21 protein-coding genes are annotated in these 25,683 nt (G+C 36.3%); 16 read left to right on the forward strand and 5 right to left on the reverse strand.

The genetic code is table 11. The features are described 5' to 3' along the window. Nucleotides 1-44: 44 nt before the first annotated feature. From RUMAL_RS16925 to RUMAL_RS16950, 6 genes are all read left to right on the forward strand, one after another. On the forward strand, nt 45-413 hold the full coding sequence (locus RUMAL_RS16925) for a hypothetical protein (RefSeq protein WP_013483336.1): 369 nt from the start codon (nt 45-47) through the stop codon (nt 411-413). A gap of 58 nt (nt 414-471) precedes the next feature. Next, a complete protein-coding gene (locus tag RUMAL_RS16930; protein WP_013483337.1) occupies nt 472-1,362 on the forward strand; it encodes a class B sortase in 891 nt (296 codons plus the stop codon). Nucleotides 1,363-1,376: 14 nt separating this feature from the next. After that, nucleotides 1,377-2,843 carry a CAP domain-containing protein gene (locus tag RUMAL_RS16935; RefSeq protein WP_013483338.1) on the forward strand — a complete coding sequence of 489 codons (1,467 nt, stop codon included), beginning with the start codon at nt 1,377-1,379 and terminating at the stop codon, nt 2,841-2,843. A 165-nt stretch (nt 2,844-3,008) separates the two neighbouring features. Further along, a complete protein-coding gene (locus RUMAL_RS16940) occupies nt 3,009-4,670 on the forward strand; it encodes a single-stranded-DNA-specific exonuclease RecJ (RefSeq protein WP_013483339.1) in 1,662 nt (553 codons plus the stop codon). A gap of 15 nt (nt 4,671-4,685) precedes the next feature. After that, a complete protein-coding gene (locus RUMAL_RS16945) occupies nt 4,686-5,669 on the forward strand; it encodes a hypothetical protein (protein ID WP_013483340.1) in 984 nt (327 codons plus the stop codon). A 147-nt stretch (nt 5,670-5,816) separates the two neighbouring features. Beyond that, a complete protein-coding gene (locus tag RUMAL_RS16950) occupies nt 5,817-7,610 on the forward strand; it encodes a coiled-coil domain-containing protein (RefSeq protein WP_013483341.1) in 1,794 nt (597 codons plus the stop codon). Nucleotides 7,611-7,678: 68 nt separating this feature from the next. Here the strand turns inward: RUMAL_RS16950 and RUMAL_RS16955 are convergent, their stop codons facing one another. The 3 genes from RUMAL_RS16955 to RUMAL_RS16965 form a co-directional block, all read right to left on the reverse strand. Then, nucleotides 7,679-10,387: an RICIN domain-containing protein gene (locus RUMAL_RS16955; protein ID WP_028504252.1), complete on the reverse strand. Its 2,709-nt coding sequence runs from the start codon at nt 10,385-10,387 to the stop codon at nt 7,679-7,681. A 112-nt stretch (nt 10,388-10,499) separates the two neighbouring features. Beyond that, nucleotides 10,500-10,811, reverse strand: a complete 312-nt coding sequence (locus tag RUMAL_RS16960; RefSeq protein WP_013483343.1) for a hypothetical protein — start codon at nt 10,809-10,811, stop codon at nt 10,500-10,502. Between the two features lie 306 nt (nt 10,812-11,117). Then, nucleotides 11,118-11,579 carry a hypothetical protein gene (locus tag RUMAL_RS16965; protein WP_013483344.1) on the reverse strand — a complete coding sequence of 154 codons (462 nt, stop codon included), beginning with the start codon at nt 11,577-11,579 and terminating at the stop codon, nt 11,118-11,120. A 332-nt stretch (nt 11,580-11,911) separates the two neighbouring features. Here RUMAL_RS16965 and RUMAL_RS16970 point away from each other — a divergent pair, with 332 nt between their 5' ends. Next, nucleotides 11,912-12,169, forward strand: a complete 258-nt coding sequence (locus RUMAL_RS16970) for a DUF370 domain-containing protein (protein WP_013483345.1) — start codon at nt 11,912-11,914, stop codon at nt 12,167-12,169. A 27-nt stretch (nt 12,170-12,196) separates the two neighbouring features. On the opposite strand, the gene RUMAL_RS16975 is transcribed toward RUMAL_RS16970, so the two are convergent. Next, nucleotides 12,197-12,466, reverse strand: coding sequence for a hypothetical protein (locus RUMAL_RS16975; protein WP_013483346.1), 270 nt, complete (start codon nt 12,464-12,466; stop codon nt 12,197-12,199). Between the two features lie 392 nt (nt 12,467-12,858). Between RUMAL_RS16975 and RUMAL_RS16985 the strand changes: the two genes are divergently transcribed. Further along, complete coding sequence (locus RUMAL_RS16985; RefSeq protein WP_013483348.1) at nt 12,859-14,052, forward strand: hypothetical protein; 1,194 nt, start codon at nt 12,859-12,861, stop codon at nt 14,050-14,052. Nucleotides 14,053-14,118: 66 nt separating this feature from the next. Here the strand turns inward: RUMAL_RS16985 and RUMAL_RS16990 are convergent, their stop codons facing one another. Continuing rightward, nucleotides 14,119-15,861 carry a leucine-rich repeat protein gene (locus tag RUMAL_RS16990; protein ID WP_013483349.1) on the reverse strand — a complete coding sequence of 581 codons (1,743 nt, stop codon included), beginning with the start codon at nt 15,859-15,861 and terminating at the stop codon, nt 14,119-14,121. A 323-nt stretch (nt 15,862-16,184) separates the two neighbouring features. On the opposite strand from RUMAL_RS16990, the gene RUMAL_RS16995 reads away from it, so the two are divergent. The 8 genes from RUMAL_RS16995 to RUMAL_RS17030 all read left to right on the forward strand — a co-directional run bounded on the left by RUMAL_RS16995 (nt 16,185) and on the right by RUMAL_RS17030 (nt 25,545). Further along, nucleotides 16,185-17,846 (forward strand): AAA family ATPase, encoded by a 1,662-nt coding sequence (locus RUMAL_RS16995; protein ID WP_013483350.1) that lies wholly within the window; start codon nt 16,185-16,187, stop codon nt 17,844-17,846. A 64-nt stretch (nt 17,847-17,910) separates the two neighbouring features. After that, nucleotides 17,911-20,301 carry a cobaltochelatase CobT-related protein gene (locus RUMAL_RS17000; protein ID WP_013483351.1) on the forward strand — a complete coding sequence of 797 codons (2,391 nt, stop codon included), beginning with the start codon at nt 17,911-17,913 and terminating at the stop codon, nt 20,299-20,301. A 4-nt stretch (nt 20,302-20,305) separates the two neighbouring features. Continuing rightward, nucleotides 20,306-20,800, forward strand: coding sequence for a hypothetical protein (locus tag RUMAL_RS17005; RefSeq protein WP_013483352.1), 495 nt, complete (start codon nt 20,306-20,308; stop codon nt 20,798-20,800). Between the two features lie 188 nt (nt 20,801-20,988). After that, nucleotides 20,989-22,410, forward strand: coding sequence for a hypothetical protein (locus RUMAL_RS17010; RefSeq protein ID WP_013483353.1), 1,422 nt, complete (start codon nt 20,989-20,991; stop codon nt 22,408-22,410). A gap of 79 nt (nt 22,411-22,489) precedes the next feature. Beyond that, nucleotides 22,490-22,705, forward strand: coding sequence for a hypothetical protein (locus RUMAL_RS17015; RefSeq protein WP_013483354.1), 216 nt, complete (start codon nt 22,490-22,492; stop codon nt 22,703-22,705). Further along, a complete protein-coding gene (locus tag RUMAL_RS17020) occupies nt 22,702-23,052 on the forward strand; it encodes a hypothetical protein (RefSeq protein WP_013483355.1) in 351 nt (116 codons plus the stop codon). The genes RUMAL_RS17015 and RUMAL_RS17020 overlap by 4 nt, the downstream gene beginning before the upstream one ends. 21 nt (nt 23,053-23,073) lie before the next feature. Beyond that, nucleotides 23,074-23,352 (forward strand): hypothetical protein, encoded by a 279-nt coding sequence (locus RUMAL_RS17025; protein WP_013483356.1) that lies wholly within the window; start codon nt 23,074-23,076, stop codon nt 23,350-23,352. 672 nt (nt 23,353-24,024) lie between these two features. Beyond that, complete coding sequence (locus tag RUMAL_RS17030; protein WP_013483357.1) at nt 24,025-25,545, forward strand: ribonuclease III domain-containing protein; 1,521 nt, start codon at nt 24,025-24,027, stop codon at nt 25,543-25,545. The last annotated feature ends 138 nt before the right edge of the window (nt 25,546-25,683 follow it).

Consider the following 25,683-nt stretch of genomic DNA (forward strand, 5'->3'; position numbering starts at 1 on the left):
TCAAAAGCAAGATAATTCGTTTATTTTGGAAGGGGAGTTTTTGTATGAGTTTTTCTTTTCTTTTGTTATTTTCGTTACTCGGCTATTTGTTTGCCATGTTCGGTATAGTATTGGGTTTCAATCTGTTAGCTTCAATGTTTAGTACCGAACAAAGTGTTCCTAAACGTGATAATAGAACCAACGAAACAAAAGATCTGATTTCGGATGACCTTTTTTCAGATCTCGATGATTTGGCAGATAATGATTTTTTCGAAGATGATTCAGCTTTTCTCCAAACTGAAACAAATGCAGCTAACGAACCTATTTCATATATAGACATAAAAAAATGCTTATCAGACGAAAAAAGCATTGAAATATATAGAAAAAATGAAGACAAAGCTTATGCTGTTCTTCAGAAGAAAATAAAAATTTGAAAATTACAAATTTTCTGCTATAATATATTTAGAGAAAAAATCGAAAGGCAGGGAACCTATGTTTGATAATAATAAAAATTCAAAACTAAAAATCAAAATAATAGCAGTATGTTTATCTCTTATTGCAGTTGGGTCTTTTGGCTACGTAGGATATAAACAGTACTTTGAACCAAAAACTAAGGATTCTCAGTACGATGACTTGAGAGAAAAACGTCAAAACAAAAAACTTAGTTTCCAAAATGACTTTGTAGATGAAGGAAATAATGAAGATGCATACCATGATAAGGACGATGACAGCCATGAGGAAGTTCCTGAATCAAAAAAGGAATCTTCACAGAACAAAGATTCAAGTTCATCAGCTTCAGCAGATAGTGGAACAAGTTCAGTTGAACAAAGCTATTATACATATGAGTATACTGACAGGACTTTTGGCTGGATATCAATACCCGGGACTTCGATAGATTACCCGGTTCTCTATCTTGAAGGAGATAATGAATATTATCTCACGCATAATTATATGGAACAATACGATTCATACGGCTCGATCTATCTTGATGGAAATCAGTATATAGGTGCCAAAAACATGACCATATACGGTCACAATATAAATGCCTATTATGAATCAATGTTCAAACCACTTGTTAATTATGAGGATCAAGCGTTTTTTGATGAACATCCCGTTGTGGAATTCGATTACGGCGGAGATTCATCCGAATGGGAAGTGATAGGCTGCATGATCGTTGACCTTAATAACGATCACAAGTCGTTTAACAAATGTGATTTCCTTGATGATAATGATTTCCTCGACTATGGAAATACATTACTAGATAACTGTGTAATAAAAAAAGACGGATTTGAGCTTCAGGCAGATGATAATCTCCTTACGCTAGTTACTTGTTCGTATCATACGAGCAATTGCCGTACAGTAGTAATTTGCAGACAGATTTAAAGTAGGAGTATAAAATGAATAAAATTGTGATACTATTCGTTTTTCTGTTCTGTGTTTTTTGCGCTTTATGGGTCTTTAAAAGTAAAACGCCAATAAACAGGCATCTAAACGAATCAAACAACGCAAGCAACTGGTGGGATACTCAAAACGATATCGCTCCTTTGTCGTATGAAGTTAGCGAAGAGTGGTATCTGGATCCCCGAATACCATCGGATTATGTTCCCGTGTTGGGAGAAGACGGACTGTATATGCAGGTCGATGAAAATGGCACGATTCTTTCTTATTGGAAATGCACTGAAGATGGTACGGCTTTGAACTGGGAAAAAGTCAATCCCGACATTCCCGATAATTATGAAGCTGTAGAAGATCTTGAGGATGTATATAAGGTGACTGATGCAAACGGCATGGTCAAGTACCTTAAATACATAAGAAACAGAGATAATTCGTTCACCTTCGTAGAAGTGGATAAATACGGAAACATCATTGACGAGTACATAACATCATGTGAATCTCAGGCTGGCGATAATTCGATCCCGACAAACTATATGCAGATCGATGGAAATATTTACGGCGTAAAAAACAAGGACGGAGTCGTTGTCGAATACGTCAAGAAAAATGAAGATAAAAACGGAAATCTGATCTGGAATCCTATTAGCGAAGAAAAGGTATTTGCTGATATAACAGGTAATGAGAGAAATAACGGAGAAGTTAAGAATCCGGATATGACTTTGCCTGACAGTACAGATCAAAAACCGGACGAGTATGTTGTCGGTAAGCCCGGTGGAAATAAAGTAACAACTGCCCCTGTGGTTGTTGATCCGGATATTTCTGTTAACACAGGCTCCAAAAGCAAAAAAACGCATACTCAAAAAGAGTCTTATCAGACAACAGAGTATGAGGGGGATTACAAACTTACTTATGAATACACAATCATCAAAACCTATGATGATGAAGGTAATATGTTATCTTCTGATAAACAAGGACCGTTCCTGCGAAATAAGGAATACGTTGGAAATCAGAAGGTAACTGCTAATCCCTCACTAATAGAATCAAATCTGGATAACGAGATAATGAGAGTTGCTGGCGCTTTGGAACAAAGCGATGCAAGCGGAGTGATAAACTCACTTAATGCAGAGAGAATCAATAACAATCTTTCCATTCTTGCTACCGATGGTGATGCTCAGAAAATTGCTACGTTATTTGCAGCAGATATGGCTACATACGATAACACGACCAATATCTCACCTTTATACGGCTCTATAGATCAGTTAATGACACGTTATGGAATTACTAACCAGGGCTATGGTCTTAATGTCTGGAGAACAACTTCCGATGACGCTCAGCAGATACATCAAAGGTTTCAATCCATAGACAATTGCCGTAACGCGAGGATGAACGAGAATTTTAATCAGGTCGGTGTTGCTATTTTCAAAAATAACGGATATTACTATGTTGCAGAATTACTGATGCTGCAATTCTAGTATACAACATATAATACACTGAAAACAGGTTTAAGTCCAAAATATAGGACTTAAACCTGTTTTTATATGTAGTTTTTATCGATTTAAATTTTCATGTATAATTATAATAGTCAATTACATTGATATCTTGGAGTTTGTTTTTCAATTTAAAAAGGAGGAAAAATCATGATTTGGTCAAAAAGAGACGAATTAGATTCCATAAAACAAGTTGTGTCTCGAAATTCAGGTATGACTGAAGAAGAGCTCATGAAAACTGAATGGGATACACAGATAATGCATTTGTATGATGTTGCAGATTATCTCAGAAATGCCTCAGATACTAAGAAGAAAATAGCGGTATTTGCTGACTATGACTGCGATGGTATATGTTCTGCAGTGATCATGCATGTGATCTTAAAAAGCCTTCAAATAGATTTTAAGATCTATTTCCCGAAAAGAGGAATTGGATACGGCTTACAAAAAAGATACATAGATATGATCGATGAAAAATATGATGCAGTGATAACTATTGATAACGGAATCTCCGCTTTTGAGGGCATCGATGCTGCGAAAGCAAGAGGAATGGATGTTATAGTTATAGACCACCATCTGCAATCACCGGAAGGTCTGCCAAACGCTGATATAATAGTTGATCCACACGTATTCAAAGAAAAAGAAAATTTTGAAGATTGGTGCGGAGCCGGACTTGGCTACGAACTTTCTAAACTCATCTGTGATGAAAAAAGACAGAAAGTATGCCTGCAGTTCGCAGCATTCGCTACAGTAGCAGACGTTGTTCCTTTACGTTTCAATAATCGCACAATTGTAAAAAATGGATTGGAACTGATAAACAATAGTTCCGTTAATTCCATACATCTTCTTATAAACGAAATTACCGGGTTAGGAAAGCCGAATGTCGATGAAACAACTATAGGCTTTAAGATCGGACCTATTATCAACGCCATGGGGCGTGTTGAGGATGATGCTGAATACGTATACCGGTACTTTACTAGCGGAAATCCTGAAATGCTTCAGCATATGGTTGATAATAATGAAGTAAGAAAGGAACTTGTTATTCAAGCAGTCGAAAGAGCTCAGAATATAGTAGTAGAAGAGTGCTTATTTTCAGATGTTCCAAAAATTATATATGATCCAAAAACGATCGAAGGAATTGTCGGTGTTGTTGCCGGCAGATTAACGGAAACTTACAAAAGTCCTGTAATTTGCCTGACGGACAGTGAAACGCCGGGAGTAATTAAAGGATCCGCACGATCTACTGAGGATATTAATATAAAAGAAGCACTGGATAAAGTATCTGACCATTTACTTCATTACGGTGGACACGCGGGAGCTGCCGGCTTATCACTTAAAATTGATGAGCTTGATAACATCCGCGATTGTTTTTTCAGTATATTCGAAGATTTCGAAGTTCAAGAAAAAGATGAAATATTCTATGATCTTGAAATCAATGCAGAGGAAATTCCTGATACGTTGTCACTACTAAAAGCGTATGCGCCTTTTGGAGAAGGGAACAGACCGCCTGTATTCAAGATCAATAACTTTAAATGTTTACCCAGAAACGGAAAACTATTCCAGATATTAGGCGATGACGGCAAAGCACTGAAGCTATTCGGTAACGGTTGCATAGCGATCGGATTTGATGCCGTAGAAAAGTTCAATTCATTGAACATGCCCAAAACACTAGATATAATTGGCGTGATAAGCGAAAATAACTATGGAAAACCAGAAGCACAAATCGAAATAAGTGATTTTAAGAAGGTCACAGAAATCAAAAATCAGTCTGAATTGACAAAATTATGTATAAATGATATTCTTTCAGGCTTATAATAAGGAGGCCCTAAAATGGCAGTTACAAAATACCCAAAGGAAATTTTCACCAACATCAAAACGAAAAATGGCGGAGCTCAGACGTTTAGCGTAGCATCTAATCTTCAGTTCGACGAGGATAAGCCGCTGGCAATGATGTCTTCGTTATCAAGATATGTACTAACTGCTGTGGAAAAGAATTCCAGCGGTAAAACATCTATTCTGATCGGCAATATTCCGGCAAAGCTTGTCCCTGCGATTGCTGAGAGAGCTAAATCAGTACTGACAAATACTATAAATGTTAATGCTGACAGCTCGGAAGTAGCAACAGAAAAGCCTTGGCCTGTGCTTGAAAGAAATAAGAAAATATGCGAAGCGCTTGAACTGTCTCCTACAATGGGAAATAACAAAGGAAAGCCTTTTTGGTCAATACCTGCGGAGGAAATAAAGAAATACAGAGAATTCTTAGGAAAGAACGCTGAAAAATACCCGAAAAACAAAGAAATTATAAATAAGCTTGATCTGTTTTTAACAGCATCGAAAGAAATTCAGAACAAATGCGTTTCTTTTATGAAAGAAACACGAAGCACTAAGGATAGAAGCACTATGGCACCTTCGGGAGAGTTGATTATTTATGAGTCAGGAACAAAACCCAGAGTCTCACAGAAAAGGGAAGATGGTAAGGTTCAGGTCTATAATATAAAGATCGCGTATGTTATAGGACAGAATTATCCTTTCAACGTAACTATCACAAACTACTATGCTTTTGTAAAGAAAACTGATACAGGAGCACTGAATGTTCAGGGAAACTCGGTTTGCGATAAAGTTTCTTCAATAGTTCGAATGAGTGAGCTCGATGGACTTGCTTTCATAAAATCTATGGAAGATGATGCTATGGCGTATAAAATCAGTTTTTACGCCCGTCAGCTAAAAAAAGCAGATGAGCTTGTAAAGAGTAATATTGAGCAGAGCAAAAAGAATGCAGAAAATGACAGTGATGCCTATTTTTCCGACTTTTAAGTTGAATAAGCACCTTATCAAAGCCATTGTTTTATACAGTGGCTTTTTTTATCGGATTCAAAATTCGATTATAATATATATAGATCTGTTATTGATAATTGGAGTTTTATCAAATCGGATCAAGTATTTTTTTTAGGAGGTCATTTTATGAACTTTAAGAATATTTGTATCGAAAATTTTGGCGGAATTACTCATTTAGAAACAATACCAAAGCGAGTCAACGTAATAATCGGACCTAACGGACACGGCAAGACAACATTCCTTAAAGCCGTTAAATACGGTCTTGTTGGCAGCCAGACAAGAAGTGAACTTATCAAAGATGGAGCTTGCGCAGCTGAAGTATCTCTCGATATTGACGCTTACTCAATAAGAAGTATAAACAACAGTAAAGGTGCTTCAGTATATCTTAACGGAAAGAAAACGACTAGAAAAAGCATTGTTGAGCTCCTTCAGGCTGAGTACGGCGGAACTAAAGAAGCAATGCAATTTTTGACTTCATCAGAAGTCTTTGAGAAGGCAAGTTCATCGGAATTTACTGAATTTCTTCTTAACAGCGGATTTATTCCTCTAAATTTAGATATAGAAACGCTGTTGAGACTTGTAAAGGAAACAGAAGTTATTGATGAAAGCATTGAAGAAGAATTGAAAGGAAATTTTCCTGCAATGCCTGATAAATTCAGTCTCGATCATATACAGGAAATAAACGATTATTATTCAGGAAAAATAAAAGCTGAAAAGAAAGAAATTGAAAGATTATCCTCTATTATTTCATCGGTTGACGGAATTGACACAACAAGCATTCGAGAACCAAAAACGATAAAAAAAGAATATGAACTCTTGATTGCTGATGAAGCTACGATAAAAGCTTATGAGGAAATAACTGTAAAAAGAAGTACAGCTCTTGAAAAGCTCAAAAAACTGCAGGAAACATACGATAAATATACTGTAACAAAACCTAATCCTGCAGAAAAAATTTCAGCTGAAAAAGTTATCGAGCAAATGGACAGTGAAATAAAAAAATCTATAAAATTCATTTCAACATTGAACGCAAACAATTCTATGCTGGAAAAGCAGTTATCCAGACTTTCAAGTAACTGCTGTCCTCTCTCTGAAAAAATATCCTGTACTCAGGATAAGACCGAAGTTATTGAAGAAATCAATACTACTATTTCCGGAAACAAAGATCAGATCGAACTTCTTGAACAGGATAAAGAGATATACGAAGATCAGCTGAAAAAAGCACAAGAAGTTCTGGAAGCTTACCGGAATCAGGAAAAAGCTTACACGGAGAAAATCAACTTACTGAAACAGATAGATGTAGTTAAGACTTCCATACCATCGGCTGTTGAAAGGCCTGACCTTGATGCATCAGAGATTGCAAGAAAGAAAAGCGTTCTGGCAGATGAACTTGCTTTAGCCAACAGAATCGAGGCAGCAAATAATGAAAAAGCAAATCTGATCTCACACGAAAATGATTTCTCAAAATACTCTATTCTTGAAAGGATAACAAGTAAAAAGGGAAATGTCAAAGGAAAAATACTCAAGCTTCTTCTTGGCAGACTTGTAAAATCCATCAACGATATGGCTGCAGAAGCTTGTCCTCAGCTTACACTGGATCTTAACATTAATTCCAATGGAAACGTTATTATTCAGTGCAAAACTCCAAGCGGTACCCAGGACTATGGAGATCTTTCTACAGGAGAAAAACTGCTCGTTCAGTTTCTGGTAATGACTCAAATAAATCAGCTATCAGGTTTTAAACTTCTCGTAATGGATAATCTTGATAAGCTGGATGAAGCCAACTTTGAAAAAATGCTTGATTTCCTCTCGCAGCCAGCGGTTGCAGAGTATTACGACCATGTCTTCGTGGCAACGGTCAACCACACCGAATTTGAAGACGTACTCGGAAAATTCAGTGATATAAATGTCATAAACGTTTAAAAAAGAAACGAGCTGATATAATTTTCAGCTCGTTTTACTTTGTTAATTCAATATGAGAATTATCGGCATTACTTTATAACTATTTCAAAAGCTCTGCTGTTGATATTACTTGTATCCCATTCACCGTTAACTTTAGCGCAAAGTACAGCTTTATAAGTGCCGGAAGGGATCTTTTTGGAAGTATATGTGCTGGAATTACCCGGCATATAATCTTGAACTTTCCATTTACCAGATAGAAAAACAGCTATACCGTATTTTTCTGCCCCGTCAACAGGCGACCATTTCAGCCTGAACTGGTTTCCTGAGACCTCAGAGGTGACTATCGGATATTTAGAAATCTTTGCTTCATTGGGCGTTATTGTAATTGCATTAGAGAAATCCTGTTTCCACTTTCCGTTTATCATCACGATAACAGCAACCCTGTAATTTGTTCCTGCTTTGAGGTTCCTTAGCGTGTATGAGGTGCCATTACCATCGGCAAGCTTCTGCCATCTGTTGTTTACATATCCACATACAGCGTACTTTTCAGCTCCTTTATTTTCTGACCATGTGAGCATAACACAACCGTCACCGGGGAGGTATGAAACCGTAGGTTTTTCATTAACAGGAACTGTATTATCAATATAGACATCATCTACATGATATTCACTTGCATTGCCAACTTTATCATATGCATAGATATGTGTTCGATAAACACCAAATTCATTATTATGATCGTTTACATTTACACGGTAAGTAACTATATCACCATCTATAGTTCCACTTGCTTTTGAATTTGTTTCCCACGAAGGCTGGATATCATCCTGATTATTTTCAATCGTCCATGTAGGAAACTGTACTCTATCAAGACCACTTCCGCCATCATCAGTTACTTTACAAGTTATTGTATAACCTGTACAAGAGACATCTGTAACCTTAACGTCAGATATTTTGGGAGGCTCTGTATCAACTTTTTCAAATGACCATTTCTGCGCATTAGTGGTATTATATGGGTGCTGCTGAACGTTTGAACTATTTGCTGTTTGCATTCCTGCAAGGTCAACAGAATAACCACTGAGTTTTGATATCAAACGGTAGTATCCTTCGCCTTCAGCCTGTATTCGCCAAAGCTGACCTCGTTTATTTGATGGATTATATTCCCACAACTGAATATTATTCTTATGTAAAAAAGCAGTCGCATCACTATCTTCAACGTCCAAAGATAGATGTGATGATGATTCTATGATTTTGTAATAACCGTCTGCTACATAAGTTATTTCAAATGTATCACTACTGTTTTTGGAGTTTTGTATTTGTATATTTGAACCATTTTTGTAATTATGGTCGCCATCTGCATCGAGCCATACTCCACAAGCTGATTTTATATAGTACGTTCCGTCGGCTATAGGTCTATCATTTGAAATATACGGAATAAAACACCATGACTGAGCCTTGCTGTCGTTAGCTTCATGTGTTTGAATATATCCAGTATCTCCAATTATAGCATTTTTGACATCCAAATAGTAACCATTTGCTCGTGATTGTATGGTATATCCGTGGTTTGTTGGTTTAATTGACCACTGTTGTGCAAACGTTGCATTATCCTTATATGTTTGAACCTTTGTTTTGTGGTTCAATGAGGCTCCGGGTACATCTAATGCAATGTTTTGTCCGTTCTGAGTGATTTTGTAAAATCCATTATTAAGGTAGGTCACTGTCCATGAATCATAATCCTTATTAGGAAGAATACTGCCTTCTGTCGCAATCAGCTTCTCTTGTTCATCAGCGGGGTATTTTGTACCCGGTATATCAAGATATACTCTTCGTCCCAACTCGCTAATTATCAAATAATTCCCATCAGGAACAGTTTGCCCAGCAGCTTCAGATTCACTCATCACGTGTCCCTGTTTTTCGTTAATATTGACAGTAAAACAAAATTGATTATCTCGTCTTACAGCTGTGTTCCCGTTTGAATCATTAGCATCAACGACATGAATATATACAGGCTGACTACCTCTAGCTGTTGTTTCAATCCACTGATCAAATCCATGATTTCCTGTAATTCCGAATGTCGAATTAACGTCTTCCCTGTATTGATTTGCCATTACACCGGTCTGCCTTGTTATAATTGAGCTTTCTCCAACATTTCCACCTATATAAACGTGAACCTCTAATGATTGTGAAGACGAGTCAGGATCATATACCCAACCCCTAACATGGATTGAACCTTCTCCTCCTTCTACTAAATCAACATAGCCAACAGGAGAGTGGTTTGAAGGCTCCTTAGACGGTGAAGAATAAAGATATGCAAAGGAATACCTTCCGAACATCATTGCAGATTTAGAAATTGTATTATCCCATTTTATACCACAACTTCTGACTTTACTACCTCCACTATAATTACCATTACCATTACAATCGACAAATGTTATAGTATCTCCAGATACACTGGTTACAAATATTGTATGACCACTACCCATCGTATTTCCATACTGTATAACATCGCCGGCCTTTACTTCACTGATACTGTATGACTTAGTCCATGACGATACGTGTGATCCAAAAACGTTATAAGCAATAAGTCTTGCGAAGCCAAAGCATTGTGTACCGCCATCAAATCTATCATTCCATGTCGAGTAATTAGGGTATGCTGACCTTAAACTGCTTAGTTTACTATCAAATTCACTTTGCGTAATTGCACTGGCAGCCAAATTCGTAATAACTTTATTGGGCAGATACACCCCCAAGCTACAAATCATCATTAATGACATAAACACGCTCAACAATCGTTTTTTCATAAAAACACCCTTTCTAAAATCAACGCACAATAAAATTATAAATCATTTTGGAAACAAAAGCAGCTTCCACAGATTCGATTATTCTTACACATCTGTTTACCGCAAATCTTTCTCAAAGAAAATTCGCTGTATAATAAGGAATAGTCCATAGAATCCGCTTTAGATTGCCGTAAAATCTTAGATAAGTAGCTATATGAATTTTCTGATACAATCTTGAAAACGTTAAATAAACAGAGTTTAAGCTTTTATGATTATTGGTAAAATTGTTTTTCTCACTCGCTACGTATTGTTCTGAACTAGCAGTTAAAAATCTTGTTGCTGATGCAATGAACGCAATCGTTTCATTTACAGCCGTCATTAATACTGCTGCTACAACTGAACTGATCTCGCGGACATAGAAGCCAAACTTTGTTTTCGTTTTCATAAAAATACCTCCGAAAATTACATTATCGATTATTTAATAATAATCGTATCGGCTTACGATAAACGTATTTGAAAATTACCCTTATCGCTGTATTTATTATAACTTTTTGTCTGCAGTTCGTCAATGTTATAAATATACGAAATTGTATAACATTAACATTATGGCTTGCATACATTCAGCAAATTATGAACAATATGCATAATAAAATTCACACTTTTTCCTTGACGTTCTAGTGTATTTTAGGTATTATCAATTATTACATAAAAAAACTCCCCTAAATCAGGGGAGAAAAAGGCGGTAATTTTGTCAACTGCACTTAGACTTCGCCTTAATTGCAGCGACTTCCTTAATTACAATGCCTGAGAGCACTCCAAGTGAAAACAGTGCTATAAACACCAAGAAGAGTTTTGGGGATATTCTGACTGTTGACAAGCTGATATTTTTTATTGCGATTATTTTTGCAATACTGAACACACAGTTCAGAATAAAGCACAAGAATGACGCTACAGCGCAGCGCCAAGACTTTTTTAAAACGGCTTTAGCAGCGAATATGACTGTAAGTGTCATTGAAAGATACTGAAAACCTGTCATAATATTCCAAAGAAGTTCAGGCATCAATTTTGCCATTCTTTTCATAAGGAAAATAAAAACGCAAATTGAGATCACTGTTTTTATCATAAAGAAGATCGTGATTCCGTTTACTTTCGGCTTGATTGTTTCATCACCTTTCTTGTTAGCAAGAAAAGCGGCATAGAATATTTTGAACATGTAAATTTCTCCTTTAATATGTATAATAATATATAAATAGACCATCGGTGCGAACGATGGTCAATTGATTCTATAAGTGATTCGTTTGTAAGTGAATGATTGATTTATGTATATATATATGTATATGATCATGAAACAAAGTCGCACTCGTCATCTCATGCAAAAAAGGAATTTGTCCATCTTTTATTAAATAATAAACTCCATGTTATCAATAATAAAAGTCTGTAATTATTATATACGAAAATTTGGTTCGATAATAACAGAGTTTTTATCTAATGTAATTTTCTGCTATAATCATTATAAGCAATAAATAATGTAAAGGAGAGCACGATATGATAGCTAAGATCAGTAATGATTTTATCATTAACACAGACGAGATACGTTTTATTCTTTCCTGCAAATCAAATTCGGCAAAAGAAATTGCATCAAACGCTAAGAAAAACAATACGTTGATCAATGCTACAAAAGGGAAGGCAACTAAAAGTATCATAGTTCTTAAAAACAATGAAGTTATCTCTTCGGATTATAACCCTGATACATTATTTAATAAATTTTCGATGACAGTTAACAGCAACATCAATGATAAATAAAAGCTGTCACTTTCGTGACAGCCTTTGCTACCATTCTTTTTTTACAAGATCTCTTGACTTATCATCTTCAACAACAGTTAGATTTCTTTTCAAAAAACCTCTTATCATTTCAGATACCTTCAGTTCTTCAGGATCAGGATTTTCGGGAAGATAAGATTCGATCCATAAAGCCCATCCGATATACATCGCAAAATTTTCATTTAGCTCTTTTGCGAATGAAAGTGGCGGCAAAGAAAGAGGTTTGATCTTAAACCCGGAAACTATTTTATTGTAATCAGAACGTGTAATGTAATACATGTTATCACCTCACTATTTATTTTACTACTTATATTATATTCGATTTTTTTTAAGAATGAAAAATTTTATATGATCTTTTCATGCTTTTAATTTTTACATATAGTTTAACTGTAAATACGTGAAAAAAAGGAGGAAAATGTATGACTTACTGGTTTTTATTCTGTATTTGCATATTATTTTTCATACTGGTTTTTTTGTTTATATCCATATATCTGCTTATATGCAAAATAAGGATAATGATAAAGGGACAACCCAAAAGCTTCAAACAGCCGGCCAAATTTGTCCCTAAGCTGGATCTTGAAGTGCAGCAAGTTCAGCCATCCGTCGATAATTCCAGCGCAACTAAAAGAGGAGACTTCAAAATAATGAAATAAGACAGGGAGGAAATTATCATGAAAAATAAAATGATTGCTTCGGTTTTGGCGCTTACAGTGCTTACTACACAGATAACAGCTTTTGCTTCTGATAATACAAACGGAATGATGATAGCTGATGATGGAAATAACGTTGATTTTTCCGAAGTAATGCAAAACGGAGCCGAGCAAATACAGTTAAACCAACCGGCAGCTCAGCCTACAACGGGAATAACAGCTGATTTTGACGGTTTTCATAAGCAAATGGATGCTTTTTTGGAGTCGGCAGGGTTTGATTATTCTGAATTTACATCTCAGAAGTTTTCTTTGCCGGACATGACAAACATATCTACGGAGGCTGACATGAAAGAACAATATGCCGAAATGGTCGCAGGGCTTTCCGCGTATGGATTCGGACAAAAAGCAACATTACCGGATAATTCCGGCTACACTCTCAATGCAATAGGCTCCTTTAAAGATTCTTTCGGTGATGGATTAAAATCAGAATTCACTCCATACACAGAGTTTACTTTTGATAGTCAAGCGGTTTTTGCGGATTTTTCTGCAAACAGGGATTCTCTTTTCAGTGCAGCAAGAAACTCAACAGGATACAATGAAATAAGTCAGATGATGAATATAAGTGATGCATGGGACAGCTTTAACAGCTATAAGAACAGTATCAATCCCAATAATATCACACCTGAGCTACTTAGTTTTGGTTCGCTGGAAACAAAAGTCAATAATTATGCAGTTGGACAAATAAGCTCAATAAAGAATGATTTTGATGGTAAAGACAGCGACAAATCTATCACCCGGAACGATTTTTTATCGAAAAAGCAAGATATCATGGATCTGGAAACGGAATTAAGAAGAACAGCGGATAAAGACTTTCAGATAGCTTATGATTTTATTCCCCCGAGCTATGACAACGGTTATATGGGTCGTTATGAGACTTATGATATAAGAACTGACGGACTCCGTGACCCTAAAGTACAAAATAAAATGATCTCAGATATGGGATTCGATCCAAACCTAAGCGATATCGACAATATTTCAAAACGCTTAAAGGAAAATAAATTCTCTGATGGCTATGAAAATGTAGAATCTAATTTTCGCGGCGATCTGTTTAAAAAACTGGATACTTTATTATCAGGCGAATCAAAAGCAGAAGACGTTGAAGAAAAAGGATGGAGTGATCCCACAACCGATCTTTTACTTGACGGAATTGAATAATAAAAAAAATCTCCCATGGAATAATGAACCATAGGAGATTTTTTGCATCAGGAGAAATATGGGTACTTATTGTGTCAGTAATTTCTTACCTTTAATATGTGCAGCGATTTTTGTTATATCGCTGACGTTGATCACTCCATCACCATTTACATCGGCAAATTTCTGGGCGTTTTCATCGAGAAGTTTTTTCCCTTTTATATGCGCTGCAATCTTAGTAATGTCGCTTACGTTTATAACGCTATCAGTATTTACATCTCCGAAGAGTAGCGGTTTGAATGTACGATAATATACGTCTTCCTGCATATACGGATGTTGAACCGTTGCGTATTTATTCGAATATTCTTCTGCTGTGCTGCCCTTATAGCCAACAATATAATTAAAGTCCAACGCATAGTTAATTGCGTATACATTTACATACTCTATCTGTTCAATGATGCAATTTTTGGAGTATACAATAACTGTTGTTCCGTTGTTGGAGTTGTTCAAACCCGAAAAAGCGCCATCACCTATAAATTCAACGCTTTCAGGAATCACCGCCTTAGTTATGCCTTTACATCCTTTGAATGCTTTTGAACCTATATATTTTAAACCATTAGGAAAATTTATTGCTTTTATTCCGGAATTTTCAAATGCACTTGGATAGATAGCTTCAATGCTTTCGGGAAGAAGTATTTTTTCCTTTTTTTGTCCCGCAAAAGCATTTGAACCTATGTATTTCAGTGTAGAGGGTAGCTTGAATTCGGCAGTTACGGGTATCCCGGGAGAATCAGCTATACCGAGGGTACCTTCTCGAATGTCTATATAAGATGGGTTATTGCCATTGATTTTATAAAGCCAGTTTCCAAGATAAAGTGCCTTTTCAGCTGATGAGTCAAATTGCTTTTCAAACGGTGTATTCTTGAATGCTCCGTTTCCCAGTCTTTCAAGAGAATCAGGAATAACTACTTGTTCTGATATCGAACATCCATCAAAAGCATTATGAGATAATGTACGGAGACCATCATTCAAAGTAACACCTTGCAATCTCTTGTTTCCACTAAAAGCAAAGGCGCCGATTCCTTTTACGTTTCCGGGAATATCAATATCTAATGCCTTTACAGTATCATTAACATTATCACTAAAAGCATTACTGAATGCATAATCGTCTATATACAGATCATTTTCAGTAGGCAGTTCCAGACTTGTAAGTTTCATCTCAGATTCATTAAAAGCACCATAATTAATGTATTTGAGAGTATTGGGGAAAACTATATTTTCTATACTTTTAGTTCTGTAAAAAAGATCTATTCCTACTATCAGCTTTTTGAAGGCTTCTGTACCTATTCCTACACATCCATCCGGAATGACAAGTTCAGTAATATCTTCACCTTTCTTTGAAAAATCAACTACCCAGTTATCTACCATTATTAACTCATTAGATTTTTCCTTTATCTGGCTGTTAAACAGTTCAGTCCCGGTAAATGCGTTTCTGCCTATAAATTCAAGGCTATCGGGGAGATCTACCTCCTTTAGATTTGCACAGCCGTTAAAAGCATTATTGCATAGTGAAGTAATGCCTTCACTGATAACGACTTTTTCAATAAACGTATCTCCTTTAAAAGGTGAATCGTAATTTCCTGCAGTATCGGTGTTTTTAAGCTTACCTTTTCCTGTTATTGTTACTGTTGCCGTATCATAATCAATGACATAACTTGCGTTATCGCCCCACTGCTTCGCTTCTGAAACGTCTGCATAAGTTGTTATGCTCATTGAATTTGCGCTCAGCATTAACGCTGAAACAAGTCCTGAGAATATGTTTTTGAATTTCATTCAGAACACCTCACTTTCTTATTATAAGTATAGCACAATCAAAATAATAAATCAATATAAGATAACCTTATACTTAATAATTATCGTAGCTTTCCAGATCCGGAAAATCCAGATGTGGACGTATTTACGCGGTTTTCCTTACTCTTTGAGTTGAGATCTTTTCTTTTTCCTTAACAGTAAATATACTTGTCACTAAAATAGTTTTCCCCGATTTATATCGATTATATTGAAAGAAATTTTCATATATAATTATTGTAGATCATGGATTGACAAGCTGGAGTGTCTATTCGATCGAATATATTATAATTTTAGGAGGACTAAAAATGATCAACTTATCAATGCCTATTTATGCAGCTAATATGAAATTTCCCGATGAATACATATCAGGAAACCCGGGCTCTACAACAATTAAGACCGGAGCGACAGGTGCTCCCGGAGTCGGTAATTCAAAAAAAATGCCAAGGGTTCATAAATCAAAATTTTCAAACGTTTTCACCATTTTGGTGGGAATAGTAAAAGAAGAAATAAAAGTTGCCTGCGCTGTTTGCGGGAGTGACAAAATATACGCAGAAATCAACGAAAAGCCTGTAGTATTCAATAATGGAGAATTATCTTCAATAGAAACACTCTCTCCAAAAGATATTGTAGCAGCTGCTACAGTTTATTATATGACAAATGCAGACCCTGATTACGAAGAATTTCAAGAGACAGCAAAAAAAGTAATTAGTGATATCAGATCTTCTGGAAAAGCAAATTATGAAGACGCATTATTGCTATGTGATTCTTTTTATTACACAGCCAAAAACAAACTAAGTCAGGATCCTGCTTCAGGCTCACCGGCATTTATAGATGGAGAACCACTCAGCGATGAAAGCATAAAAGAAATGGGTAGGTTCTTTAAACCTAACATTTCAAACGACTTCCCGGCAAATACATCTATTTTTTCAGCAATCGATTTTAAAGAGAAAGCTACTATATCAGAATCCGAAAAAACAACAATAGTAGATATAATATCAAGATGCAAATCAGGAGAATTCATTCTTCCTTATGAATGGAGCGCTGACGACAGACAGCTCATTCCTTCTCTAAGTTTCCTTGATTTGTATATCCCTAGTGAAGATTTTGAGGACGCACTGATCACTATGCACAGAGCCGGAACAAAAATCATCCAAAATATGGATCTCGGTAAAACAGGAGAAAACGCAATCGGCAATTACGGTAAATGCTTCGCTTTTATCGGGAAGCCCGGTACAGGTAAATCAACCATGAGCAAAGCTCTATGCGCTGCATTAGGCATGCCCTACTATCCATGTACAACAACAAGATACTCCGAGGAAGATGAATATCAGGGAAAACTTAAAATATCATCGTCCGAAGAAACATCCTCAGCAGCATATACAGGTTCAAGCAGTAACTTTAAGTTCTGTGAAACACCATTCCTTAAAGGCTTCGAACGGGGAGGAATAGTAGTACTTGAAGAATTCAATTTGGCCGATCCCGGTATGCTCATGGGTGCCATAGGACAAGCAATCGAGAAACCCTTTATCATCGAAAAAGACGGATACTTGCCAACTGTAAGACATCCTCTGTGCATGATCTGTGTGACATGTAACATTGGCACACAAGGCTCTCAGATGCCGTCTGAAGCACTTTTCTCAAGAACGCCACACGTATTTGAGATCGATGATCCGGCGGATGAACAATTCGTAAAGATCCTCGGCAAACAGACCGAGGATGTATCAGAAAAGCAGATAAAAACTGTATACAGCACTTATAGGAAGGTTCTGGACTGGTTGAAAACCGAAAATATGCCGGAACTTATAAAGGTACTAACTCTCAGACATTGCCTTGCAGCCCTCGATCAGATTGCGGCAGGGATCTCAACAAAAAAAGCACTTCAAAGGACTTTAGTAAATCCCTTGAAGGTTTATGCTCCAGATGTCGCAGAGGATGTAAAAGTCGGAATAATCGATATAATAAAGTAATACAACGATCGAAATGCTGCGGTCATCTGACCGCAGCTATTTCAAATTATATAAGGAGAATTTTATGAATGAAAAATCAAAGACGGAACTTTTAAGATTCTGGAATGGATATTTTAAAAAGCTATCGAAAATAGATAGTATGATAGTAGGAAAAAAAATCGCTGTCAAAAGATGTGACGATTCTTTAGCCTACACTACAACAAAAAAAGACAAACGAATTATTTCCATTAATCCTTTTAGTCCGAGTGTACCGGAGTATCTGGTGAATGCAAAAAGATTCATAAACGGGCTGAACATTCATGAGGTCGGACACCAAAGATTCTCGGATTTTGATGCTCACAACAACTTTATAAAAATAATGGAGACTGCATCCAACATAAATTTCACTAACTGGCTTAAGAAATACGATTACCCCCCGTTGGAACTCTCCAGGGCTTATACAAAAAAGGAGGTATCTTTATTCCATCGTATATGGAATATAATCGAAGATACTTCTATAGAGTATTGGACATACGAAACTACAGGCGGCGAATTTCCTAACGATCTTCGCTTTACCGTAACATCAACTTATGAATTAGGCCCGAGCCTGGAAGAGTACGATGATCCATTTAGCCAAGTTTGTGCCGCAATGCTGCAGTACGGAGATATAGGATTACTCAAAGGAAAATTTACATTTCCCGAAGCAAGAAAAATGTTTCTGGAAATTCAACCATCATACGATGAAGCTATCGAAGAAGGAGACGCAAAAAAGCGCATTTTAATCGCTTATTTTGTCTTCGAGAAGCTAAAGGTTTTCTGGGAACCACTCCTTAAGCAACAAGAGTTAATGGAAGAGCTGCTTAAAAATCTGGCTCATGATCTTGCTCGACAAGGTAAAGGTACACATTCATCAGATGCCTCAAGTGCATCACCGGGCGAAAAAAGCGAAGATGAAATCAAAAAGAAAGAAAAGAAGGAATCAAGAAAAAAAAGAACGATCGAGATGACTAAAAAGGAACTTGAAAAACTTCTTAAAAATCTCGAAAAAAATGACGATAACTCTGAAGGAGAAGAAGTTACCATCAAAATCATCGATGATGATAATGAGCCAGAAGAGAAGGAAGATGCTGAATCAAATGGAAACAGCGGTTCTGTTTCTTCAAAGAATGATAGTACCAATGATGAGAATGGTGATTCAAACAACGGGATCAAATCTGAATCTACTGATAATGAAGACCATTGTAAAAGTAATAGTTCCGACAAATCTGATGAAAACAAATCAGATGGAGCAGAGGATTCAAATATAAAAGATGAGCCTGCGGATAATGATTCCTCTGATGAGGCGAAAGCAGAAAATGATGAATCAAATGAAAAAGAAGCAGCTAACGATTCCTCAAAAAAAGATTCAGAAGTGGATGAAAACGACAATACAAGCGGTTCAAATGACCTTGTAATGGAAAACTTTGATGTTGAATCCATCAATACTGATCTCGAAGATGATGATATTTGGGAAGATGTTGAAATCAGCCCCGAAGAGATCGACAGAATAAACGAAGAGATCGACGAAATCATAAGTAACGAAATTATTTTTGAAAAAAAGAATATAAATGACGATAAATTGATCGATTTCCCGGATATACAAGGAAGAGGTTTTACAAAAGCAAAATGTAAAAACGTTGTTCTTGACGGTACATCATCATCTCTTTCAACGGCATATGAAAACGAAGTATCATGCATTGCCGGAGATATAGATAAACTTGCTGAAAAGCTGAAAAGAGCATCTGCAAAACCTAACACTGTAAAAACAAGACGTTCTTCGGGTCGTTTATCGGTTGACAGGTATTCGCGTTTTGATGCTCATCCTACCACAAAACTCTTTGACAAAAGAAGAACAGCCGGAGAAAATGATTTAGCAGTCTTTATATCTGTTGACGAAAGCGGATCTATGAGCTGCGGGCGGCGTTCAAATTCCGCAAGGAGGGCAGCGATCGGCATAGCTGAAGCGTGTGCTAAAGCTAAAATACCACTTTATATCATGGGCTTTACTGCAGATATAGACGGATACGAGGCGTATCACTTACATTACGTTCGATGGAAAAACACCATCGATGAACGTTATTCTCTTATGAATATATCTGCCAGAATGAATAATTTTGACGGATATAGTATAAGATATGCTTCGAGACTTCTTCAAAAAAGAACCGAGAAAAATAAGCTGTTGATTGTAATTTCTGATGGTCAGCCTGCAGCGCAAGCATATAGAAATTATTCAAATATTGGCGTTGCAGACACTAAAGATGCTGTACGTCAAGCAACCGCTGATGGTCTTGTCGTTCACGGAATCGCTATTGGCGGAACGGATGACGAGGTCTTGAAAGAAATCTATGGAGTAAATTTCACAGAAAACGACAATCTCTCTGATCTACTCAGGGATTTTGGCTCAGCGATCCTAAAACAATTAATTAAGGAAAGGTGATATAATGCTGATTGAAGATGGTAAATTACTATACCTAGTATCGGATGATCCGGAGCTCCAAAAAGAAATGAGGATACTGGAAAGTAAATATAGCGGTAGTCCAGAAGCTGAAAGACTGCCTCTTACTCCAATTGAAATGCCCGATACAGCCCCTGAACCAAAAATCAACAACACAAAGCTTCCTGATACCATTGATGTGAAAAGCGCTATGTCTCAGTGGAGCGAAAAGACTACAGAAGATAAAAAGAAACTGATACGCACTGTTATTTCATATATACGGTCAGTGAAAGAGGATGCAAATCTTTCATACGCAGAAAAAATCAACAAATTTCCCAAAGATATCCCTGATTTGGTAAGGCCTATATATAGAGATGTTGTCAGAGGCAAAGGATTTAAAAAATTATCCGACTTGCTCAATGATGGCTCTCAGGATTTTGAAAGTATTTTTAATGAAATACTTGAAAGATTGAGAAATATGATCAAGCCCTATCTGAATTAATATTTGATCGTTAAAGCTCTTGCTTCGGCAGGAGCTTTTGATTTTTTTTGAAAAATCTGCTATAATATAATTATAGAGGGTAAGCTTAAACCATTAATAAGATATTTTCGTCTACAGATAGCTAATTGAGAGGAGGGGAGCCGCTTTTCTGCTCAACATAAAGCGTTGAGGTATTCTGCGGCGTTTATATGAATGATGTAACAGAATGGTATCTAAAACATGCCAAAAAGCTTGATAAAAAGTATTATAACAAGGGAGAACCGGTCTACGTTCTGCACAGAAGAACTCTGATGGCAGCTAAAAGTATTATTGATTTGATAAATGATATTCCTGCCGACGACCTGTACCTTGAACTGTATATGCTTGTTAAGGACAAAAACTTTGGCAGTTTTGTCGGAAGATATCAGTATGTTTTAGAAATGGCGAAAGAGAAACCGGATGTTTTCACCGAACAACTTTATGACTTTTATCTCAAAATGGCATCTACTATAAAGAAGAACAACTATTATTTGCGCTTTTTCGAATTCGTGTCCTATTTTCAGAATGAAGATATGAAAATCATGGACACAAAACGACAGCTCGTTTATCGGGCTTATACCAATCTATTGATGAATCAGGCTGAATTTTTGCGCAAAAATAAGTTTGAATTAAACAAAATGGTCGCAGGTGTGACCACAAAAGGGGAGCTCATCGAGGTAGATGATATCTGCCCGAATTTGGACTCTTGCGTTCACGAGTTCGAACACATAGCGCTTACGGCACCAGACAAGCTAAAACCTGACACAATGTTCAGAATATACGAAAAAAGAGGATATAAGATCAATTCATGGGAAGATGCAGATGTACTTCGTGTTACTCAGCAGCTCCACACAAACTCAGTAGCTTACCTGACTCCATATATAAACGAGTTTACGATAGACATTATTCCGCAAAAAAGGTTCAATCCTGAACTGGGAATGTATTTGAATAGTATTCCCAAATTGCTTAAGGACAACAATACATTAAAAGAAACTCTTTGTCATCGTCGAAAGACACTTTCTTCTAACGGTTTAAAGATCCATTTTGAAAACAGTACATTTATGAAAGACGTGCTGCTCAAAGAGATCTATCACAACGGAGCTATTGTATGCCTTTATCGAATGGAAACTACACAAGGCGAAACGGCAGGTTTTTATAATACACAGAATAAACAATTTGCGTCAATGTTTGCATTCACAGAAGAACAAATTATTCTTCTGGGACGATTTGTTGAGACTGTAATTTTATGGTGTTATGCTGCATTTGTTGGTTCAGATACAAATGTTTTACCTACATCGGAGTCCTATAATGATTATATCTTAGATAAAAATGCAGATGTAACTTTTACTTCAATAGGCGGCAAACTGAGAGTTCCAACGGAAATCAAGCACATTCGAACAATTGCCGGTGACGATCGCTACGAATCTGAGATAAAGCATATCAGCGGTTATATCCGTAAATTACCGGATGGACAAAAAGCATCTGAAAGAGCGCTGGCGCTTGCTCAATCACTCGGTTATGACCTTAATGATAACGAAACTTATGTGCAGCCATTTGAACGCTCAAGCTGGATAGTAAAGCCCGAGCATTAGTTATATACCCATAAAAAACGTAGTGTAGGAATAAAACCTTATTATTCCTCAAAAAAATAGTCTTTGAAAAGGTGAGTTAATGGAACTGAAAGAAATGATCACTCGTGAAGAAGAAAAAAGAGATGTTAAACAAAATATAGATACTCTCTTGTGGACACTTGAACGAATAAAAAATGGTATAGAAAACGATGAAATACCCGATGTAACAAAGTCAGGTATCATCAGAGATGTTGAATGTGCTGAAATAATAGTCAGAATAATTCAGAACAAGGTAAAAGGAAGTGAAGTATTATGACGATCAAAGAGGTTATGCGTGAAGACTTCCTTGATTTCGTTTACAAACCATATGAACTGTATAAACAGGTATCCATGTCAGATATTGAAAAGATGATTGACGGAGAAAAAATAACCGTCGAATTGAAATTCGGAAGAGTTAATGACGGTGAGTATATTTTGGAACGTAAAAAAGGTACGTTATATTTTTATCGAAAGGGTTATTTTGGAAAAGCCATTATCTATTCCAAAAACGGAATCGAAGCAGTGATTTCAGATAGGAATTTTCAAAAAGGGTTAATTAAATGTCACGCCACCGGAGTTATTGCTCACACCGAAAGTTTCCCGAGATTTTTTGCGAAGAATTGAAATTAAAAGGGAGAGATTTTTATGATCATAAAAATAAACAATAAAGAATTATATATAAATTCGAAAATGTATCATGCCGCTTCCAAAATCGCTGAATTCATACTAAAAACCATGAGAACCAAAACACGCAGCAATAATCAAAACACTTTTTATTACGCTATAATTATAGCTTTACACACGTTGACCGGAGAAACGCTTTCTTCTATCGATGATGACGAACTTGATATTCTTATGCGAGCATGGGATGATAATAATAAGGAACTTATAAAAACCGAAGAAGTTGCAATAGAAGGGGAGTAATACAAGTTAACTGTTTTATTCCGAGTGTGATTGAAATACAAAGGAACAAACTGTTGTCAGATAAATAACTATAATTGTCGATTTTACCGCCTAACTCGTGTCTTTAGTCATGAGTTAGGCGGTATTTCCTGACAATCCATCATGCATATGATATAAATTTCTCCATATATTATATAATACAACCATAGCAAGAAAATGTTTGTGAATATGCCTATAAAATAACGGCTTCTTTTGTGCGAATTTACAAAAAATAGTTATAAAAAGCGAGAAACAGTTTACAAACAAGATTGGATATGCTACAATGTACACAACATGGATGGCATAGATCGTTTTGCTGTGTGTTCGTGCGCCTGGTCATAAGCTATGAACAGCTTTTGGGCAGAGTGGCGGCATTCAGAAAAATGTTTATTATGGTATTAATGAATTAATAATATATTTGATTCTATTTCTTTGTTTAGAGTTGTGCAAAAAACAGATTCATCAAAGATTATTGAACATGGAGTTTTTCTTGATGAAATGATTTATTTGCAGAGTTTGATTTAAGAAATGGGTTTATTTTAGTATATCACAATATGGGCTACCTCTGTGTATCTCATATAGTTTTTGCTGTATATTTGCTGATTTTGCCTCCATGAGTTGATCATTCAACCAAATTTATGGGAGGTATTTTTTATGCATGAAAAAAAGTGGCCGGAAAACTGTGTGTGGCCGAGACCGAGATGGGATTTAGCAGATAAGTTATCTCATTCAAATATACCTATTAGGAACTCAAAAGATGTTCAAAAATATTTTAATGAAGATTACCCCAAAATCAAAGAGTATATGGACGAACAGGTAAGGATAGGCAGACTGAATCCTGATTATACACTTAATAAAAACTATTATAATATATATATCCAAAACCATACCTGTAAAACTCCAGAGGAGTTGAAGGAACTTAAGCTTCTTCAACTTGAACAAGATGAAGAATGTGAGTATGAGTGGCGCCCTGAAATAGGAGACGGATTTTGGGATGGGAAATTCCTTATCGAAAATTATGAGAGCGCCCCTGCTGATTTTGCAAACCTTCATAAAATATCCGTTAATGACGCTGGAAATGATCCTGTAAGTTATCTGAGCAGTATAACTGGATACAAATTTCAAAATGAGAACCTGCTAAGACAAGCTTTTACGAGGAAAGCCTTTAAGGAAGAATATCATCTTACGCGGTGCAGCGAACAATTTGAATTTTTAGGTAATGCAGTACTGAATGCAATGGTGACAAAAGAAATCGTCAAACAGAGCATATTAAATTTACCGGAGTACGTCGATGGAGTAGCATGGTTAAATTCGGAACGAGACAAGGGTTATATGACAAAACTTCGTACACAGTATGTTAACAAGGAATTCCTTGCCGAACGCGCAACTACACTGGGGTTTGACCGTTTCATTCTTTATGGTAAAGGCGAGAAAAAATCACAAAACAGCCGCGGAGATATTATAGAAGCAATCATAGGTGCTGTAGCTTTTGACTGCAACTGGGATTGGTCCACTCTTGAGAAAGTCGTATTTAATTTGATCAATTTCTGTATACCACATTTGGGGCATGAGTGTTATTTTGACGAAATGAACAAATGGCATCAGAAGCATTTTGGCAAGATACCAGAGTATAAAGTTTTTCAAAAAAACAAGCCTGATGATACAGAGTGTTTTGAATGTGTGATACGATTTTCTCTGCCCGAAAATGATAAAGGGATCGAAACGATTCAGGAAAAAGTCGGGAAAGAAGGATCAACTCGTTCTTTGGCAAAAGAAAATGCCGCAAAAAAAGCAGTGGATTTTTTAAAGGAAATCGGTTTATGGCTTGTTTTAGAAAACATAAATATCGAGCCGAGAGTAGAAGATGCGATAAATCAGCTTCAGGAATTGTATCAAAAGAAATATATTGACAAACCCGAATACGAATTTGTACGTATTGCTAAAGTCTGGGCGTGTGAATGCAAATACAATGGTATACAAAACTTTGCATATTCCAAAAACAAAACTGATGCTAAAAAGAAAGCAGCTTTCTATTCGCTTACTGAATTCATCATGAAATCAGGTTTAGAATATGATAAATGGTTCTCAATGATGCTTGATCTGATAGAAGAAGAACGACCGTTACGCGAATGTATCCTGGAATATGATCGAAAAAAATCAAAAACTGAAGACTGAACTTACAAATAGATATTTTATGATTGAAATGCATATGCTGCCATTCTGATTGTAAAATATGTTTTCTGTTTTGTTATCGGTAAATAGGCTTGAACGTCAAATATTCAGAATATAAGAGCCAAAAAAGAGAACTCTAAC

Source organism: Ruminococcus albus 7 = DSM 20455 (assembly GCF_000179635.2).
Lineage (GTDB): Bacteria > Bacillota > Clostridia > Oscillospirales > Ruminococcaceae > Hominimerdicola > Hominimerdicola alba.

Bases quoted from the DNA above. Each gene is read 5' to 3' on its own strand.
- RUMAL_RS16925 (WP_013483336.1), top strand. From the start codon at position 45: ATGAGTTTTTCTTTTCTTTTGTTATTTTCGTTACTCGGCTATTTGTTT.
- RUMAL_RS16930 (WP_013483337.1), top strand. From the start codon at position 472: ATGTTTGATAATAATAAAAATTCAAAACTAAAAATCAAAATAATAGCA.
- RUMAL_RS16935 (WP_013483338.1), top strand. From the start codon at position 1,377: ATGAATAAAATTGTGATACTATTCGTTTTTCTGTTCTGTGTTTTTTGC.
- RUMAL_RS16940 (WP_013483339.1), top strand. From the start codon at position 3,009: ATGATTTGGTCAAAAAGAGACGAATTAGATTCCATAAAACAAGTTGTG.
- RUMAL_RS16945 (WP_013483340.1), top strand. From the start codon at position 4,686: ATGGCAGTTACAAAATACCCAAAGGAAATTTTCACCAACATCAAAACG.
- RUMAL_RS16950 (WP_013483341.1), top strand. From the start codon at position 5,817: ATGAACTTTAAGAATATTTGTATCGAAAATTTTGGCGGAATTACTCAT.
- RUMAL_RS16955 (WP_028504252.1), bottom strand. From the start codon at position 10,387: ATGAAAAAACGATTGTTGAGCGTGTTTATGTCATTAATGATGATTTGT.
- RUMAL_RS16960 (WP_013483343.1), bottom strand. From the start codon at position 10,811: ATGAAAACGAAAACAAAGTTTGGCTTCTATGTCCGCGAGATCAGTTCA.
- RUMAL_RS16965 (WP_013483344.1), bottom strand. From the start codon at position 11,579: ATGTTCAAAATATTCTATGCCGCTTTTCTTGCTAACAAGAAAGGTGAT.
- RUMAL_RS16970 (WP_013483345.1), top strand. From the start codon at position 11,912: ATGATAGCTAAGATCAGTAATGATTTTATCATTAACACAGACGAGATA.
- RUMAL_RS16975 (WP_013483346.1), bottom strand. From the start codon at position 12,466: ATGTATTACATTACACGTTCTGATTACAATAAAATAGTTTCCGGGTTT.
- RUMAL_RS16985 (WP_013483348.1), top strand. From the start codon at position 12,859: ATGAAAAATAAAATGATTGCTTCGGTTTTGGCGCTTACAGTGCTTACT.
- RUMAL_RS16990 (WP_013483349.1), bottom strand. From the start codon at position 15,861: ATGAAATTCAAAAACATATTCTCAGGACTTGTTTCAGCGTTAATGCTG.
- RUMAL_RS16995 (WP_013483350.1), top strand. From the start codon at position 16,185: ATGATCAACTTATCAATGCCTATTTATGCAGCTAATATGAAATTTCCC.
- RUMAL_RS17000 (WP_013483351.1), top strand. From the start codon at position 17,911: ATGAATGAAAAATCAAAGACGGAACTTTTAAGATTCTGGAATGGATAT.
- RUMAL_RS17005 (WP_013483352.1), top strand. From the start codon at position 20,306: ATGCTGATTGAAGATGGTAAATTACTATACCTAGTATCGGATGATCCG.
- RUMAL_RS17010 (WP_013483353.1), top strand. From the start codon at position 20,989: ATGAATGATGTAACAGAATGGTATCTAAAACATGCCAAAAAGCTTGAT.
- RUMAL_RS17015 (WP_013483354.1), top strand. From the start codon at position 22,490: ATGGAACTGAAAGAAATGATCACTCGTGAAGAAGAAAAAAGAGATGTT.
- RUMAL_RS17020 (WP_013483355.1), top strand. From the start codon at position 22,702: ATGACGATCAAAGAGGTTATGCGTGAAGACTTCCTTGATTTCGTTTAC.
- RUMAL_RS17025 (WP_013483356.1), top strand. From the start codon at position 23,074: ATGATCATAAAAATAAACAATAAAGAATTATATATAAATTCGAAAATG.
- RUMAL_RS17030 (WP_013483357.1), top strand. From the start codon at position 24,025: ATGCATGAAAAAAAGTGGCCGGAAAACTGTGTGTGGCCGAGACCGAGA.